Genomic DNA, 15217 nt, shown 5'->3' with positions numbered 1-15217 from the left:
TTGCGAAGTCCGGAGCACGCCGGATGAGAATCACCGGCACGCTGAGGCTGGTGGCCTTTCCCCCCATTGCAGGCAGTACACATCACATTAGAAACCGCGAAAATTAGGAGAGACTGATGAAGGTCAACAACACTATCGTTATTTCAATCGGTCAGGCAGGCAATCAGATTGCCGCGTCTTTCTGGAAAACCATCTGTCAGGAGCACGGCATTGATCCGATGACAGGTCAGACCGCCCAGGGCCAGACTCCTCGCGGAAACTGGAGCGCGTTTTTCAGCAAGCTCGGCGAATCCTCTTCCGGCAGCTATGTGCCTCGTGCGGTGATGGTCGATCTGGAGCCAAGCGTGATCGACAACATCAAGGCCACCTCCGGTTCGCTCTTCAACCCTGGCAACCTCATCAGCCGCACGGAAGGTGCCGGTGGTAATTTTGCCGTGGGTTATCTCGGTGCAGGGCGTGAAGTTCTGCCAGAAGTCATGGGTCGGCTCGATGCCGAAATCGACAAGTGCGACAACGTCGGCGGCATTCTTGTTCTGCACGCCACGGGCGGTGGTTCCGGTTCCGGCTTTGGTGCTCTGCTCATTGAATCCGTCAAAGAAAAGTATCCCGAATTCCCCGTGCTGAGCTGCGCGGTGCTGCCATCCCCGCAGGTTTCCTCGGTGGTGACCGAGCCCTACAACACGGTGTTTACGCTCAACACGCTGCGCCGCTCTGCCGACGCCTGCCTCATCTTCGACAATGAAGCGCTGTTCGAACTCGCCCATCGCAAATGGAACATCGAGAGCCCGACGGTGGATGACCTCAACCTGCTCATCACCGAGGCGCTTGCCGGTCTGACTGCTTCCATGCGTTTCAGCGGCTTCCTGACCGTGGAAATCAGCCTGCGTGAGCTGCTCACGAATCTGGTGCCGCAGCCTTCGCTGCACTTCCTCATGTGCGCTTTTGCTCCGCTGACACCGCCTGACCGCAGCAAGTTTGAAGAAATGGGCGTCGAGGAAATGATTCGCAGCCTGTTTGACAACGCCTCCGTTTTTGCCGCCTGCTCCCCCATGGAAGGCCGCTTCCTGAGCACTGCGGTGCTCTACCGTGGCATCATGGACGACAAGCCGCTGGCAGACGCCGCCCTCGCCGCGATGCGTGAGCAGCTGCCGCTGACCTACTGGATTCCCACCGCGTTCAAGATCGGCTACGTCGAGCAGCCCGGCATCTCCCATCGCAAGAGCATGGTGCTGCTGGCCAACAACACCGAAATCGCCCGTGTGCTGGACCGGATCTGCCACAACTTCGACAAGCTCTGGCAGCGCAAGGCCTTCGCCAACTGGTACCTCAATGAAGGCATGTCCGAAGAGCAGATCAATGAGCTCCGTGCTTCCGCTCAGGAACTCATTCAGAGCTATCAGGTGGCCGAGGAAAGCGGTGCCAAAGCCAAGGTGCAGGACAGCGCATCTGACTTCCCGCGCAGCAGCGCCAGCGTGGATGACAGCCGCGGCGGTGGCATGAGTCTGCGTGACCTCGTTGACCGTCGTCGTTAAGAACAGCAAATCAGGCAATCGATAAAACAACCGTTTGGAGGAATAACCGTGAGAGAGATTCTGAGCATTCATGTCGGACAATGTGGCAATCAAATCGCCGACCGTTACTGGCGGCTCCTGCTGCGTGAACATGGCCTGACCGAGGCGGGTACGTTGAAGGATGGCAACACGACTGCCGCCGCCAACACGAACATGGAGGTGTTCTTTCACAAGGTCCGTGATGGGAAATATATCCCGCGCGCCATTCTGGTGGACCTTGAGCCCGGGGTGATCGCCCGAATCGAAGGCGGTGACATGGCGCAGCTGTTTGACGAGAGCTGCATTATTCGAAAAATCCCCGGTGCCGCCAACAACTGGGCGCGTGGTTACAACGTCGAAGGTGAGCGCATTATCGACCAGATCATGAATGTGATCGACGCCGCCGTCGAAAAGACCAAGTCTCTGCAGGGCTTCATGATGACCCACTCCATCGGTGGTGGTTCCGGCTCGGGCTTGGGTTCGCTCATTCTGGAGCGTCTGCGCCAGGCCTATCCCAAGAAGCGCATCTTCACGTTCTCCGTGGTTCCTTCCCCGCTGATCTCCGACTCTGCCGTCGAGCCCTACAACGCCATCCTCACGCTGCAGCGCATCCTCGACAACGCGGATGCCGCCGTGCTGCTGGACAACGAGGCGCTCTTCCGCATTGCGAAATCGAAGCTGCACCGCAGCCCGAACTACATGGACCTCAACCACATCATCGCTCTCATCATGAGTTCGGTGACTGCATCCCTGCGCTTTCCTGGAAAACTCAACACCGATCTCAGCGAATATGTGACCAATCTGGTGCCGTTCCCCGGCAATCATTTCCTCACGGCCTCGTTTGCTCCCATGCGTGGTCCCGGTCAGGAAGGACAGGTCCGAATCAACTTCCCCGACGTTGCACGTGAGACGTTCTCCCAAGACAATTTCACCGCGGCCATCGACTGGACCAACGGCGTGTACCTTTCCGCCTGCGCCCTGTTCCGTGGGGATGTGAAAGCCAAGGAAGTGGAGGAAAACATGGCGGCCATTCGCAAGAGCCTGAACTTCGCCAGCTACGTACCGACTGGCATCAAAATGGGTGTGGCTGAAACCGCCCCCGAAGGCTTTGCCTCCAGCGGCCTCGCATTGGTCAATCACACCGGCATCGCCGCCGTGTTTGAGCGCCTCATCACCAACTTTGACATCATGTTCGACAACCATGCCTACACGCACTGGTATGAGAACAACGGCGTCTCCCGCGAAATGATGGCCCATGCACGCAACACCATCGTCAATCTCGCCCAGTCCTATCGCGACGCCAGCTAGCCGGAGTTCAGCCGGTTTCGTGAAACATTCTTCAACCCAACGTGGATACCGCATTGGAGCGCCAAATAGCCTCCGCCTCCCGCAGCGTCGAGGAGGCGCGGAGGCTTGCGTACCATGATCCCGTCCGCGTAGGTGCTTTGGTTGAGCAGATCAGTGTTCTTGCGGATCTGCGGCAGAAGGAGGGGGATTTCCGCAAGGCCGAGTCGCTTTATCGTGAGGCGCTCTTTCGTGCACAGGAACTGCGCAAGCAGGACCCAGACCTGCTGACCGGCATCTACTCGCTCCTCGCGCATCTGTACGATCGCTGGGGGCGCATGGACAAGGCGGCTGAGTTCTATGAGCAGGCGTTGACCATCAGTGCTAACAACGGTCTGGAGGACAGCGACAAGGTGGCCACGATCAAAAACAACCTGGCCATGATTTTCAAACAGCTGCGGCAGTTTGAAAAGGCCGAGGGCTATTACTGCGAAGCGCTGGAAACTTTTCAGCGCATCGATGGCGAGCAGAGCTCACGCGTGGCTTCCGTGTACAACAATCTCGGGGTGCTCTACTACAGCAGCATGGATGTGGATCGTGCGCAGGCCATGCATGAGCGGGCGCTCGCCATCCGGCAGAATCTCAATGAAGGGCAGATGGACCCTGCCGACCTCTCCCAGACTTTCATCAATCTGGGGGCGGTGTACAAGGCGTCAGGAGATTTCCAAAAGGCCGAGGCCTGTGTGGATCGCGCCAAGCGCATCCGCGCCGCCATGAACGGCTACCACCCGAATCCCCGGCGCTCAGCCTCGCTGCTGATCGACAAGAGCTTGTAAATGGTGGCCGGCAGTCGCAGTTAAAAAACTCTGGGCTGCGTGTGAATCCATCGGGAAGAACACTCCGCCGTTGCTCTGCGAACGCGTCAGCTTTCTGGAGGAGTGGGATCGTCCCGATCCCTCACGTTCACATATCGCCCAGCAGGTGCGAACATCTGAAACTCTCGTGATGGGGAATTAGGATGCCCCCTTCCGACTGCACACCTGTTTTCAACAAATCAGGATCTCAATACAGCTCCACAGGGGAACGTTTGCCGTCTTCGACGCTGAGATTTTTGGCCGCCTCTTCGCCGAGCGTATCGACGCGCAGCTGCCAGATGTCGCGATTGATGGCGGCGAAGCGGTCGAGATTGAACGAGTCCGGCTTCACCAGGCGCTTCTTGGTTTTCTCGATCCGCATCAAAGCATCATGCAGGGCCGGGGCTTCGACACCCTCAAGGTGCTGACGGGCCAGCTCCACCATTTCCACGCGGTGGCAGATCATGACGAGGTCATTGCCGGCGCGCACGGCTTCCTGAATGGCCTGCTCAAAGGTGACTTCATTCAGGATCGCACCCATGTCGAGGTCATCAGTCATGGCCAGGCCGTCGAAGGCGTACTGATGGCGCAGCAGCTTCGTCACGATGTTATGGCTAAGGCTGGCAGGCCAGCGGCCACGGTCCGGATCGTACGCGGTGTAGTTGCTGTGGCAGGTCATCACGCTGTCGAGTTCCGGCAGCAGCGCGGAGTAGGGCAGCAGTTCACTGCGCTCCATTTCTTCACGGCTTTTGGTGATGACGGGCAGGAACTCATGCGGATCACATTCCGCAGGCCCATAGCCAGGGAAGTGTTTGCCGCAGCTCAGGATGCCTTCTGCGCGCATGGCACGATTGAACACACCGGCGTTGTCGATCACCTGCTGTGGATCTTTGCCATAGGTGCGGCCTTTGAGAGAATTGTCCGCCGCATCATCATATGAGATGTCCAGCACAGGGCAGAGATCGAGATTGAAACCGAAGAGGCGCAAAATCTGCCCGGTGAGCTTGCCATGACGTTTGATCAGCGCGGGATCGCCCTTGTCACGCAGCGCTTGAGCATTCGGTGGTTCTTCACCAATCAGGCGGAGACGCGAGACGCGGCCACCTTCTTGATCAATCGTGATGAATGGTTCGACGTTGGAAATGTCGCGCAGGTCATCGATGAGTTTGCGGACCTGTTCGGGGGTCTGGATGTTGCGCCCGAATAAAATGAAGCCACCGGGCTGAAGTTTTTTGAGCCGTGCTGCGGTTTCTGGAGTCAGTTCGGCACCGGGGACACCCATGAGGAGGAGCTGGCCGAGGTCTTGGGAGGTGGGCATGATGGGGTGTGTTCGGTTGAGTAGTGGTTGGTCGAAAGTGACAGATCAGGTGTCAAGACGCGTTTTGCTAAAATTTTGATAACAATTGGGCGTTTTAGGCTCTCAGGATTGCGACTCAGCGGTTTCTTTTTGCAAAAGAAGGGTGGGCAGGTTGACGGGAGGGGCAAAACTTTTTAACATGCGGTCGTCTGTGGGGCAACCTGCGGGCCACGTTTGCAAGCTTCCTCAGCTAAAGCATTTCGTGCCAATCGGTCCTCTATCGTTGTTGGTTGCTGGATCGCCAATGGAACCCCCCGGCTTCGCATGCCGGGGGGTTCTCTGTTTCTGGGTGATGCATTCGCGCATTGTGAGCAACTGTGTGATTAGCTTGTTAGCTCGCTGTGATTAGTGTGTGAGCAACTCAATCAGCTCACGGTGCACTCAACTGACGCGCCCATTGAATCGCACGCAGCATGCCGGTGGCCTTGTTGATCGTTTCTTGATACTCGGCGGCAGGAACAGAGTCAGCCACAACACCCGCACCAGCCTGCACATAGGCTTTGCCATCCTTCACAACGCAGGTGCGCAGCGCGATGCACGAATCAAGGTTGCCATCAAAGCCGAAGTAACCCACCGCGCCGGCATAAGCGCAGCGCTTGCTCTTCTCACACTCGTTGATGATCTCCATGGCGCGCACCTTGGGCGAGCCGCTGACGGTGCCGGCGGGGAAGGTGGCGCGCATGACGTCGTATGCAGTCTTGTCCTCACGCAGATGGCCGTCCACATTGGAGACGATGTGCATGACGTGCGAGTAGCGCTCGATGATCATCAGATCACTGACGCGGACGGTACCATAGTCGGCCACACGTCCGACATCATTGCGTGCGAGATCGACGAGCATGATGTGCTCGGCGCGTTCTTTGGGATCATTCAGCAGCTCCTGGGCCAGAGCATCGTCTTCGGCGGGAGTTTTGCCTCTCCAGCGTGTGCCGGCGATGGGGCGGATGTCGATGCGGCCGTTCATGCACTTTACATGCACCTCCGGCGAACTGCCGACGAGCGCGAAGCCCTGCGGGAAGTCGATGCAGAACATGTAGGGGCTCGGATTCACATGCCGCAGTGCGCGGAAGAGATCCAGCGTGGTGCCCTGATAGTCCGTTTCAAAACGCTGGGAGGGCACGCCTTGGAAGATGTCACCGGCGCCGATGTACTCCTTCATCTTGAGCACCATCGCCTCGTATTCTTCCTGCGTGGTGTTGCTCACCGGCGGTGGCAACTGCCCCACTGGGGCAAAGGTTTGCAGCGGTCGGGCAGCCAGCGGCTTCTCCAGTTTGGCAATGACATCCGCGATCTGCTCCCGAGCCCAATCATAGGCAGCCTCCAGCGTGGCATGCTCATCAGTGTGGACATTGGCCACGATGGACAGGCGGCGGGTGCGGTGATCAAAAACCAGCACAGTGTCAGTGACCATGAAGACCATATCCGGCAGACCCAGTTCGTCCTTCGGCGGTGGCGGCAGCGTTGGCTCAAAGAAGCGCACCATGTCATACGCCAGGTAGCCAACCGCACCGCCGTGGAAGACCGGCAGCGGCTGCGTTTCCAGCGGGGTGAAGGGCTTCATCAGCTCCTGCAGTTCCGTCAGCGGATCGCCGGTAGTGGTGTAGCTGCGCTTCTTGCCGCGCTCCTCGATTTCAATCTCACGACCGCGCGCGGTGAAGATGATGCGCGGTGAACTGCCGAGCAGCGAGTAGCGCCCGGAGTGCTGAGTGAGCTCTGCGGATTCCAGCAGGAAGGCGCAGCGGCCATCATGGATCTTTTGGAATGCAGAGAGCGGGGTTTCGTAGTCGGCGGCGAGTTCCGCCATCACCGGTACGAGATTGCCCTGCTGCGCGAGCGTCTGAAAGGTGGCGAAGTCGGGCTGAAGATGGAGCTGTGGCATGCGGGGCGTGAAACGAGCACGCATTCTGGACGCGGAATCGCGTTGTGGCAATGATGCTTCAAAGCACCGCGCGCATGGCGGCCAGGAGCTCGCCATAGTCGTCGAAGGGCTTGAACTGCGGAAACTGCGCCTGAATGCTGGCCGGGGCGTGGAAGAAGAAACCGACATCGGCCTCGCCGAGCATCGTGGTGTCGTTGAACGAATCACCTGCGGCGATGACGCGGTAGTTCAGCGCCTTGAACGCAGCCACGGACTTCTGCTTCTGGTTCGGCTGGCGCAGCTTGTAGTCCACGATGCGACCGTCTGGGGCGACATCGAGCTGGTGGCAGAAAATCGTCGGCCATGCGAGCTGGCGCATCAGCGGCTGGGCAAATTCGGCGAAGGTGTCGCTCAGGATGATCACCTGGGTGATGGAGCGCAGTTCATCGAGGAAAGCCTTGGCACCTTCCATGGGGGAAAGCGTGCCGATGACCTGCTGGATGTCCGGCAGCTTCAGGCCGTGCTCATCGAGGATTTTGAGGCGGCCCTTCATGAGCACATCGTAGTCAGGTTCATCCCGCGTGGTGCGGCGCAGTTCGGGGATGCCGGTCTTCTCGGCAAAGGCGATCCAGATTTCGGGGACGAGAACGCCTTCGAGGTCGAGGGTGACGATGGTCTGCTGCTTCATGTGGGGAGATGTCATGCACGGGCCGCTCCTCCAGTAAAGCAGCGATCTTCAAAAAAGGCGCACATGCGGGCAAGCCACGCGGAGACGCTGTCGAAAATTTGGCGTTTGTTTGAACATGAAAATCGAAAACGAAGTCACTCGAAATGCCGCCCAGCTGGTGACGAACTGCCGCAATGCCGTACTGGCCACGTCAGACGCCGAGGGGCATCCGCATTCGGCCTGGATGACCACGCAGGTCACCACGGACATGGAGGAGATCATTTCCATCACCGCGCCGAACTCGCTGAAGGCCGACATCCTACGTGCCAATCCGCAGGCGGAGTGGATGTTTGCCTCACCCTCGATGGAGACCATCGTGTATCTTTCCGGACGCACGCGGCTGATCGAGGGAGATGCAGCAAAGCGCTACTGGGATCAGATGCCCGGCAAATCCAAGGCCTACTACCGCAAGTACTGCGAGACGGAGGACTATCACAAATTTGCCGTCATCCGCACGGATGTGAGCAAGGTCGTGCTGTGCAAACCCTACGCCTACACGAAGTCCGTGCTTTGGGACAAATCGGTGCCGGAAGCAGCCTAGTGGGATGCAGGGCGCGGTGCCTCCACCGCCTCGCACTTCTCGCGCCAGCCGGGAAAATTCCAGGTGTTGGGAAAGCCTTCGCACTGCACCGGCTTCACCGGCTGGATGCGGCACACATTCACGCCTTCAAGGAAGAGGCACTCGCCATTGGCCTTGTCGATGATGCTCAGGCCGGTGCGGTTGGCATTCAGCCGCGTGCATTGCTCCACGAACTCGATGCGCGGCATGTCCAGATACGCGGCGATGCGCGTGATCTCATCGTCCGTGACGCGCACATCTCCGGGCCAGCGGCAGCAGTTGCCGCAGCGCTGGCAGGCATACCACGGCGTGGAGGTGTCAAGTGGGGAGGCTTCGCTCATGAAAAGTATTCTGTTCGCGCATTGCTGCGCTGGAGGCATAGTTCGTGCGATGAACGGGTCTATGCAACGAAGGTTTGAAAATCGCCGCCCATGGCTGCGGCGTCAGTGGCTGTCGCGATGAAACTGCATCTGCTTCCCACCATCACTCTGCTGCCCGCGCCGCAAGACACGGCGGATGATCAGCGGGTCATCGAGGACTGGTCCCGTGGACTGGACTGGGTGAAGTGGCTGCTGGGCAGCGTGCGCGCCCGCGTGGAGGTCCTGCTGGTGGAAGATGTGGGCGACTGGAATGCCGCGGCTGAAAGTGTGCTGCGTGAAGCCAGCGGTCCGGCGCTCAAGTCCGCGTGGCAGAGCGCGCATGCGAATGATCTGGCTGGTCTCATCGCGGCTTCTTCCAGACTCTCTTCCCAGCTTTCACCCGCTGCCTGCCAGCGCAGCCTTCAGGCGGGCGCGGTGCTGCTCAAATCCACGAAACATGCGCGTTATCAAGGTGTGCTGGGTCGGCTGCGTGAGGCGGTGGAGCAGGGGAGATGCGACAGCCACATCGCCATCGTGTGGGCGGCGGTCGGGCATTTTTTCCAGCTCAGCCTCACCAATGTCATCGCCGAATACCTGCGGCTGGAATGGGACATGGCGGCGCGTGATTCGCATCTGCATGTGCCCTACGCCGGAAAGTTCAGCATCGCCGGAATCACGAGCCGCATCATGAGCGATGCCTCAAGCGAGTCCGCGCTGCGGGTGGTGGATGCGTGAATTCCGGCGTCTTTGCAAATCAACGCGTCACTGCTAAAACTTCACCGTCACACCAAGGTTCGCACCGAAACCGGGCTCGTTGGAGCCGGAGCCGTGGTAGCGGTAGGTTTTGTTCAGCAGATTGTCGAGAGAGGCGGTTAGGATGAGGTTCTCGGTGACGGAGTAGCCACCGCGCAGCGTGAGCAGCCAGAAAGAAGGCGTGCCGTTGGGCGGGACTCGCTGGGTGTCGAGCTGGTCAGAGGTGTTCAAGCGCCCGGCCTCGCCATAGGTGAGACAGACGAACTCTGTCCAAAACCGTTGATCCGTGGTCTGCCAGCGCACGCCACCGTAGCCCACGAGAGGGGAGATTTTGCCCAGCGGCTCGCGGCGTTTCTGCGTGGTGGTGCCGATGAACTGATCCGCCTCACCTTCCACCCATGCCAGATGGCCGAAGAGGCTCCAGTGCTTGTCGATCCGCCAGCGTGCGGCGAACTCGAAGCCCTGCATGTAACCGTCGCCGCCATTCGCCTTGGTGTCCTGCAGTGGCACGGAGGTGGAGCGCCGGATGATCAGATTGTCCAGCTTGGTGTAGAAGTAGGCCAGGCTGGCGGTGAGGCTTTCGGTGTTTGCTTTGAGACCGATCTCATAGGTCAGGTATTTTTCCGGGGACAGGTCGGTGGCCGGTGTTTCTTTGCGACCTGACAGAGCCACATCAAAACGGGAAAGGTCGGAGAGGTTGGGCGCACGGAAGGCCTGCGACACGCCGCCATACAGCGAATAGCGGTCCCTTTCATCGAGATCGATCACGAAACGCACGCTGCCGGAGAAGTTGTCCCAGCTGTTGGTAAAAGACTGCTGCGCGAGGGTGGTGGGATTCTGGAAGCTGCCGAGCCTGGCCGTGGCATGCGTGTAACGCTCTCCGAGGAAGAGATGCACGCGTTCGCCGAAGTCGATGGCGTCCTGAATGTGAACCCCCAGCAGGCTGTAGGTAGAGTTGTCCGCGACGGCTCCCTGAAAAGGATTGTCCGAGGCGTGTGATTGCACAAAGTCCTCATAAAAATCGACGCCATAGACCAAGGTGCCGATGGGTGACTCGCTGGTGAACTGGAGATCTGCACCGAGGGTGTCCACATCCACAATGTTATAGGATCTCGTGCCGCCTCCGGTGACACGGAACTGGTTTTCGCCTGCGGTTTGCACGGAGACGGTGAGGCTGGCGTTGTCGATGAAGCTGTTCAGGTCCTTCCCGGCGAGGCGGGCATACGTCAGGCTGCGCTCCTGGTCGAAGAGTCGCACGCGGTCGGTGCCAACGGCGGTGCCTTCAAAGGAAACGCCTGAGTTGGTGGAGTGCGTGCGCCACACATCGTTCTGGCGCACCTGCTGATGCGCGGCGGTGAAGGTCCACTGGTCGTCCAGCGCTATGTCCAGCCTCACATCAAAGGCCCATTGATCGTAACCGGTGTGTCGCTGCCGCCGTCCGCTGCCATCGGTGACATCGCCAAACTGGCTCAAGGTGACACCGGCATGCAGACCCCACTTCTGCCCCTCGCCGATGCTGGTTTCGAGGTGCTCCACATTGCTGTGCTCCGACGTGGAGTAACGATAATCCGCCCGGCCATGGGAGAAGAAGCTGCCTTCAGCTTCGCTGAGAAAGCCCGATCCCTTGGTGAAGGCGTTCACCGTACCGCCGATGGCGTCGCTGCCATACAGCACGGAACCTTGCGAAGGCAGCACTTCCACGCGGTCGATGCCATACTGATCGATCGTGTTCCAGTACTGGTTCGGTCCGTCACGGAAGGTGGAGTTGTTGAAGCGAATGCCGTCGACCATCATCAGGTTGCGGAAACCGGTGAAGCCGCGGATGAAAGGGGAGCCCTGCCCGTTGGAGGTCTTCTGAATCGAAACGCCGGGAGTTTCCTGCAGTGCCTCGGGGAAGGTGCGTGTCAGGCGCTCCTCCATCTGCTTTTTATCCAGTGTCTTCACCGCAGCAGGCACTTGGGACAGCGGAGTCGCGCTGCGCGTTGCCGTGATCACCACCTCGGGCAGGTCAGCGGTCTTGGTGGGCTTTTTCTTTTTATCTTCCGCTACCTCGGCGGCGAAGCTGGCAGTGGAGAAGACGAGCAGAAGTGGGAGGGAGAATCGGCGCATGGGTTTGATAGGCGGAATGCCAACCAAACATCAGCTAATTTTTTGTCATCCACGGGCTGCCGATGAATTGATGAATGGACAAATAGTGTCCATTTTGGCATCGAGACGGAATCGGAAGGCACGAAGGTGCAAACTCGTCCGAAAGGAAGTCCACGCTGGAGGCTGAGCAAGTTTCACCCGCCGCCCATGACTCAATGGCTCCTATTTCCCAAACAGGCCCTTGATGCCATCGGTCTTGAGTTTGTCGGTGCCACCTTGAAGCATGTTTTTGAGGGCACCGCTGGCGCTGGCTTTGACGGCCTCGGTATTGAGCTGTCGGAGAATCAGTGCCGTCAACTCCGCAGGACTGATGCCGGCGGCACCAGTGCCGAGATTGGTGAGGCGGATCTCAGGCAGCGCCATCCTGGCGTCTGCGCCTGGAACAACACCCGCTGCACTGGCGCTGAGTTTGGCCCCGGTGATGAGCAGTTCATTCACCTGGAGTTTGACGGACTTCTTCGGCTTGCCGTCGGCGGGGGGCGCGGCTGCATTCGGGGCGGCATTGCCAGCACGCGCGGTTTGCTGGGAGACAAAGTTCATCGCGTTGTCCGCGATGTGCTTGAGATTGGTGCCACCAAGGCCCGCTTCGAGATTGATCTCTGGGTCCGTGATGCGGATGTGCTGAATGACCACCTTGTCCGCGCTGACGCTGTTCAAGTCCAAACCCACCTCCGCACGACCAATGCGAACGGCATAGGGCCCCGTGAAGCCCTTGGGATTGCCGATCTGGAAGTCCTCAATAACGCCGCTGCCGGAGAATGGGGAGACGTTCACATGCCGGACAGACACGCTGGTCTGAACCACCGGAGGCGTGCCTTGCTCAATGCCAAACTTGACCAGATTGCCAAGCTGTGACCAGCCAAACCAAAGTCCGGCACCAATGATTAAAACGAGAACAACGACAATGCGGATGAGCCACTTCATAGGCCGCGAGCTTTCCCGGGGGATCAGGCGCTGTAAAGCTTCAAAACTGGCTTCTTCCGCAGTGGCGGGGTGCGGCCTGAGGCTGGACCTCAGCCTTCCGTGAACTGACCCAGGGCGCGGAACTTCTGATAGCGCTGCTCCAGCAGCTGGGCGGTCGGCAGGGTGTTGAGCTCCTTGAGCGTGGCCAGCACCGCGTCTTTGAGTGAATTCGCAGCGGCGAAGTGGTCGTTGTGCGCACCACCGAGAGGCTCGGGGATGATGCCGTCGATGATGCCGAGTTTGGAGAGATCCTGGGCGCTGAGCTTCAGCGCAGATGCGGCTTCAGGGGCATGCTCGCGGTGTTTCCACAGAATGGCGGCGCAGCCTTCTGGACTGATGACGGAGTAATAAGCGTTCTCCATCATGAGCACGCGGTCCGCGATGCCAATCCCGAGAGCACCACCGCTGCCACCTTCACCGATGACGATGGCGATGACCGGCGTGCGCAGGGTCATCATCTCACGCAGGTTGAAAGCGATGGCCTCGGCGATGTTGCGCTCTTCCGCGCCGATGCCAGGGAAGGCTCCGGGGGTGTCGATCAGAGTGATGATAGGCAGGCTGAATTTCTCGGCCATGCGCATGAGGCGGAGGGCTTTGCGGTAGCCTTCGGGATGGGCGCTGCCGAAGTTGCGCAGCAGGTTTTCCTTGGTGTCGCGGCCTTTCTGGTGGCCGAGGATCGCCACGCGCTGACCACCGATGGTGGCAAATCCGGCGGGCATCGCGTTGTCATCGCCGATGTGGCGGTCACCATGCAGTTCCACGAATTCATCCGTGATGTGCTTCACATAGTCGAGCATGAAGGGCCGGCCAATGTGGCGGGAGATCTGCACGCGCTGCCAGGGGGAGAGATTGGCGTGAATGTCACGCTGCAAGTTTTCGGCCTTCGTTTCGAGATCGGCGATCTGCTGGGCCAGCTTGTCGCTGGGCTTGGCGGCCAGCTTCTTTTTGGCCTCCTCGATTTCTTCGCGGATTTTGACGATGGGCTTTTCGAATTCCAAAACTTGTTTCATGGCGGTCTGGTTGGGAAAGGGGTGGGAGGGATTATCTCACGAGGCTCAACTTTGACCCTTTGCGAACGAGCGCAAAGAGTTCTTCGATGTCTTCACGGGCGAGGAAGATGCCGGTTTCCGCCGTTGGGGCGGGTGCTGGAGCGGGCATGGCGGCAGGAGCGCCAGATTTTTTTGGAGCAGGTGCCGGAACTTTTGGTTCCTCAACAGTTAGGGCTCGGGCCACCGGGGGAGTGCGGAGGCTGATGCCGGATTTTGTGCCGGCAAACCATTTCTCTGCATCGACGTAGTTGGGGTCGGTGGAGACCACGGGCTTGCCGTCAAAGATGGAGTTTTTTCCCGCGATCGTCATTTCCACCGGCAGGCGCATGCCGGGGGGCAGGCGGATGTCTTTCGCATTGTAAACTTTAAAGAGGTATTCTTTTTCACCCACTTTGCGCAGCAGCATGACCTGCTTTTTGGAGATGCTGACCCCCAGATGGAAGTCCATCGGGATGATGGTGAGATGGTCGCCGGGGTGCAGATTGAAGCTCATCAAACCGCTGGAGCGGATGATGGAGTCCACGGTGGTGTCGAACTTGGTGGCGATGGAGTTCAGCGAATTGCCCGGCTGCACGATGTAGTCCTTCTTCCCGGCGGTGGAGTTTGCCGAGTAGAGCTGGTCCATGTTGATTTCACCAATGATGCGCATGGCCTCGGCGCAGGTCTTGGATTCGGGAAACTGCTGGCAGAGCTTGTAGAGCGCATCACGACCGTCGTCGATTTTGCCCTGGTGAATGAGCTCCACGGCGGCTTCGAAGCGCCGGATGCCGGGGTCCACACGCGGGCGGTCCTTCGCCTTCATGGAGGCGATGTCCTGCTCCACCTGGCTCTCCTTGAGCAGGATGTTCATGTAAACCCAGTACCCCATCGCCAGAGTGCCTGCCACCAAGCCCACGGTGATGAGGAAAATCAGCAGTTTGATCTGGGTCTTGGCCATTGCGTGAACCTGCAAACTACCACTCAGCCCAGCAGGCCGCGGCGTTTGAAATCGAAGAGGTTGATGTTCTGGGACTTCTCGATCATCTCGACGGTGAACTTCAGCAGGCAGATCTCCCAGGTGTCGTCCACGCCTTGAATGACCGCACGCATCGGATTGCCCGAGGAGCGGATGTTGGCGAGCAGCTTGCCAGTGACTTCTTCCATGGATTCATGGATGATCTGCTCGCTGATGTCGCCTTTGCGAAATTTGAAGCCGTATTTGAGGATGGCCAGCTTATGCAGGTTGTCCCGCAGGAATTCGCCAAACCCGGCCACTTCGGGGCCAAAGCCTTCAAAGTCAAACTGGCCGGGCAGTTCCGGGCGCAGGATGAGAGGCTTCTCGGCCTCGATCCGGCCTTCACGCACGCGCACGGCACCGACGGTATCCATGAGTTCGGTGACGATCTGAAACTCGAAATGGGTGCTGCCAAAGGTGTCGATGCGGCGGTCCGGCTCATGGAGCACCTGGGTGTTTTCCAGGGCGTATTGAATATCGAACTCGGTGGGCATGATTTGGGGGTGGCTGAGACTAAGCTGCTTCCACGCAGGGGCCAGTGATTTCTTGGGGTCTCGGAGATGACAGGAACTGGCCGGATTCCGCCGAAAAGCAGGCTGAGCTTTTGGGAAGCCCGCCCATGGCGGGATCGCGTGTGCCAGATAAGCTGGATAATCAGAAACCTGCTTAACGGGAGATTCGGGTGACTTGTCATGCCTATGCTGAAATGACTCGAAAGTAAGCATTTTTGTCGGAAGGGCATGCAGGTTGACAGGACTTGGC

The 15217-nt window shown here is 59.0% G+C and carries 14 protein-coding genes; 5 read left to right on the top strand and 9 right to left on the bottom strand.

Going from position 1 to position 15217, the window contains the following annotated elements; all coding sequences use genetic code 11:
• Positions 1 to 116 precede the first annotated feature (116 nt).
• The 3 genes from AC24GY_RS09000 to AC24GY_RS08990 are packed head-to-tail and all read left to right on the top strand — an operon-like array spanning position 117 to position 3670.
• Positions 117 to 1532, top strand: a complete 1416-nt coding sequence (locus AC24GY_RS09000) for a tubulin beta chain (RefSeq protein WP_487682135.1) — start codon at positions 117 to 119, stop codon at positions 1530 to 1532.
• Positions 1533 to 1580: 48 nt separating this feature from the next.
• Positions 1581 to 2858, top strand: coding sequence for a tubulin beta chain (locus AC24GY_RS08995; RefSeq protein ID WP_422322329.1), 1278 nt, complete (start codon positions 1581 to 1583; stop codon positions 2856 to 2858).
• A gap of 41 nt (positions 2859 to 2899) precedes the next feature.
• Complete coding sequence (locus AC24GY_RS08990) at positions 2900 to 3670, top strand: tetratricopeptide repeat protein (RefSeq protein ID WP_422322327.1); 771 nt, start codon at positions 2900 to 2902, stop codon at positions 3668 to 3670.
• A gap of 226 nt (positions 3671 to 3896) precedes the next feature.
• On the opposite strand, the gene AC24GY_RS08985 is transcribed toward AC24GY_RS08990, so the two are convergent.
• The 3 genes from AC24GY_RS08985 to thrH all read right to left on the bottom strand — a co-directional run bounded on the left by AC24GY_RS08985 (position 3897) and on the right by thrH (position 7606).
• Complete coding sequence (locus AC24GY_RS08985) at positions 3897 to 5006, bottom strand: glycoside hydrolase family 3 N-terminal domain-containing protein (RefSeq protein WP_487682132.1); 1110 nt, start codon at positions 5004 to 5006, stop codon at positions 3897 to 3899.
• A 409-nt stretch (positions 5007 to 5415) separates the two neighbouring features.
• A complete protein-coding gene (trpE, locus tag AC24GY_RS08980; protein ID WP_487682130.1) occupies positions 5416 to 6924 on the bottom strand; it encodes an anthranilate synthase component I in 1509 nt (502 codons plus the stop codon).
• Positions 6925 to 6982: 58 nt separating this feature from the next.
• Complete coding sequence (gene thrH, locus AC24GY_RS08975) at positions 6983 to 7606, bottom strand: bifunctional phosphoserine phosphatase/homoserine phosphotransferase ThrH (RefSeq protein WP_487682128.1); 624 nt, start codon at positions 7604 to 7606, stop codon at positions 6983 to 6985.
• A gap of 100 nt (positions 7607 to 7706) precedes the next feature.
• On the opposite strand from thrH, the gene AC24GY_RS08970 reads away from it, so the two are divergent.
• Entirely contained in the window at positions 7707 to 8171 is a 465-nt protein-coding gene (locus AC24GY_RS08970; protein ID WP_487682126.1) for a pyridoxamine 5'-phosphate oxidase family protein, read from the top strand.
• Here the strand turns inward: AC24GY_RS08970 and AC24GY_RS08965 are convergent.
• On the bottom strand, positions 8168 to 8530 hold the full coding sequence (locus AC24GY_RS08965) for a YkgJ family cysteine cluster protein (protein WP_422322317.1): 363 nt from the start codon (positions 8528 to 8530) through the stop codon (positions 8168 to 8170). The two genes, AC24GY_RS08970 and AC24GY_RS08965, sit on opposite strands and share 4 nt — an antisense overlap.
• A gap of 90 nt (positions 8531 to 8620) precedes the next feature.
• Between AC24GY_RS08965 and AC24GY_RS08960 the strand changes: the two genes are divergently transcribed.
• The gene (locus tag AC24GY_RS08960) at positions 8621 to 9283 is read left to right on the top strand and encodes an urease accessory UreF family protein (protein ID WP_487682124.1); all 663 of its coding nucleotides are present in this window, start codon (positions 8621 to 8623) and stop codon (positions 9281 to 9283) included.
• Between the two features lie 33 nt (positions 9284 to 9316).
• On the opposite strand, the gene AC24GY_RS08955 is transcribed toward AC24GY_RS08960, so the two are convergent.
• The 5 genes from AC24GY_RS08955 to AC24GY_RS08935 form a co-directional block, all read right to left on the bottom strand.
• Positions 9317 to 11410: a TonB-dependent receptor plug domain-containing protein gene (locus AC24GY_RS08955; RefSeq protein ID WP_487682122.1), complete on the bottom strand. Its 2094-nt coding sequence runs from the start codon at positions 11408 to 11410 to the stop codon at positions 9317 to 9319.
• Positions 11411 to 11611: 201 nt separating this feature from the next.
• The gene (locus tag AC24GY_RS08950) at positions 11612 to 12373 is read right to left on the bottom strand and encodes a hypothetical protein (protein WP_487682120.1); all 762 of its coding nucleotides are present in this window, start codon (positions 12371 to 12373) and stop codon (positions 11612 to 11614) included.
• 89 nt (positions 12374 to 12462) lie between these two features.
• Positions 12463 to 13422 carry an acetyl-CoA carboxylase carboxyltransferase subunit alpha gene (locus AC24GY_RS08945; protein WP_422322309.1) on the bottom strand — a complete coding sequence of 320 codons (960 nt, stop codon included), beginning with the start codon at positions 13420 to 13422 and terminating at the stop codon, positions 12463 to 12465.
• 31 nt (positions 13423 to 13453) lie between these two features.
• On the bottom strand, positions 13454 to 14398 hold the full coding sequence (locus tag AC24GY_RS08940; protein ID WP_487682117.1) for a LysM peptidoglycan-binding domain-containing protein: 945 nt from the start codon (positions 14396 to 14398) through the stop codon (positions 13454 to 13456).
• 23 nt (positions 14399 to 14421) lie between these two features.
• On the bottom strand, positions 14422 to 14949 hold the full coding sequence (locus tag AC24GY_RS08935; RefSeq protein ID WP_461525483.1) for a hypothetical protein: 528 nt from the start codon (positions 14947 to 14949) through the stop codon (positions 14422 to 14424).
• Between the last annotated feature and the right edge of the window lie 268 nt (positions 14950 to 15217).

Source organism: Prosthecobacter sp. Pr1 (assembly GCF_057652315.1).
The sequence above is the reverse complement of the archived record's forward strand: the minus strand, read 5'-3'. Positions and strand labels throughout refer to the sequence as shown.

Bases quoted from the DNA above. Each gene is read 5' to 3' on its own strand.
- AC24GY_RS09000 (WP_487682135.1), top strand. From the start codon at position 117: ATGAAGGTCAACAACACTATCGTTATTTCAATCGGTCAGGCAGGCAAT.
- AC24GY_RS08985 (WP_487682132.1), bottom strand. From the start codon at position 5,006: ATGCCCACCTCCCAAGACCTCGGCCAGCTCCTCCTCATGGGTGTCCCC.
- trpE (WP_487682130.1), bottom strand. From the start codon at position 6,924: ATGCCACAGCTCCATCTTCAGCCCGACTTCGCCACCTTTCAGACGCTC.
- thrH (WP_487682128.1), bottom strand. From the start codon at position 7,606: ATGACATCTCCCCACATGAAGCAGCAGACCATCGTCACCCTCGACCTC.
- AC24GY_RS08970 (WP_487682126.1), top strand. From the start codon at position 7,707: ATGAAAATCGAAAACGAAGTCACTCGAAATGCCGCCCAGCTGGTGACG.
- AC24GY_RS08965 (WP_422322317.1), bottom strand. From the start codon at position 8,530: ATGAGCGAAGCCTCCCCACTTGACACCTCCACGCCGTGGTATGCCTGC.
- AC24GY_RS08960 (WP_487682124.1), top strand. From the start codon at position 8,621: ATGGCTGCGGCGTCAGTGGCTGTCGCGATGAAACTGCATCTGCTTCCC.
- AC24GY_RS08955 (WP_487682122.1), bottom strand. From the start codon at position 11,410: ATGCGCCGATTCTCCCTCCCACTTCTGCTCGTCTTCTCCACTGCCAGC.
- AC24GY_RS08950 (WP_487682120.1), bottom strand. From the start codon at position 12,373: ATGAAGTGGCTCATCCGCATTGTCGTTGTTCTCGTTTTAATCATTGGT.
- AC24GY_RS08945 (WP_422322309.1), bottom strand. From the start codon at position 13,422: ATGAAACAAGTTTTGGAATTCGAAAAGCCCATCGTCAAAATCCGCGAA.
- AC24GY_RS08940 (WP_487682117.1), bottom strand. From the start codon at position 14,398: ATGGCCAAGACCCAGATCAAACTGCTGATTTTCCTCATCACCGTGGGC.
- AC24GY_RS08935 (WP_461525483.1), bottom strand. From the start codon at position 14,949: ATGCCCACCGAGTTCGATATTCAATACGCCCTGGAAAACACCCAGGTG.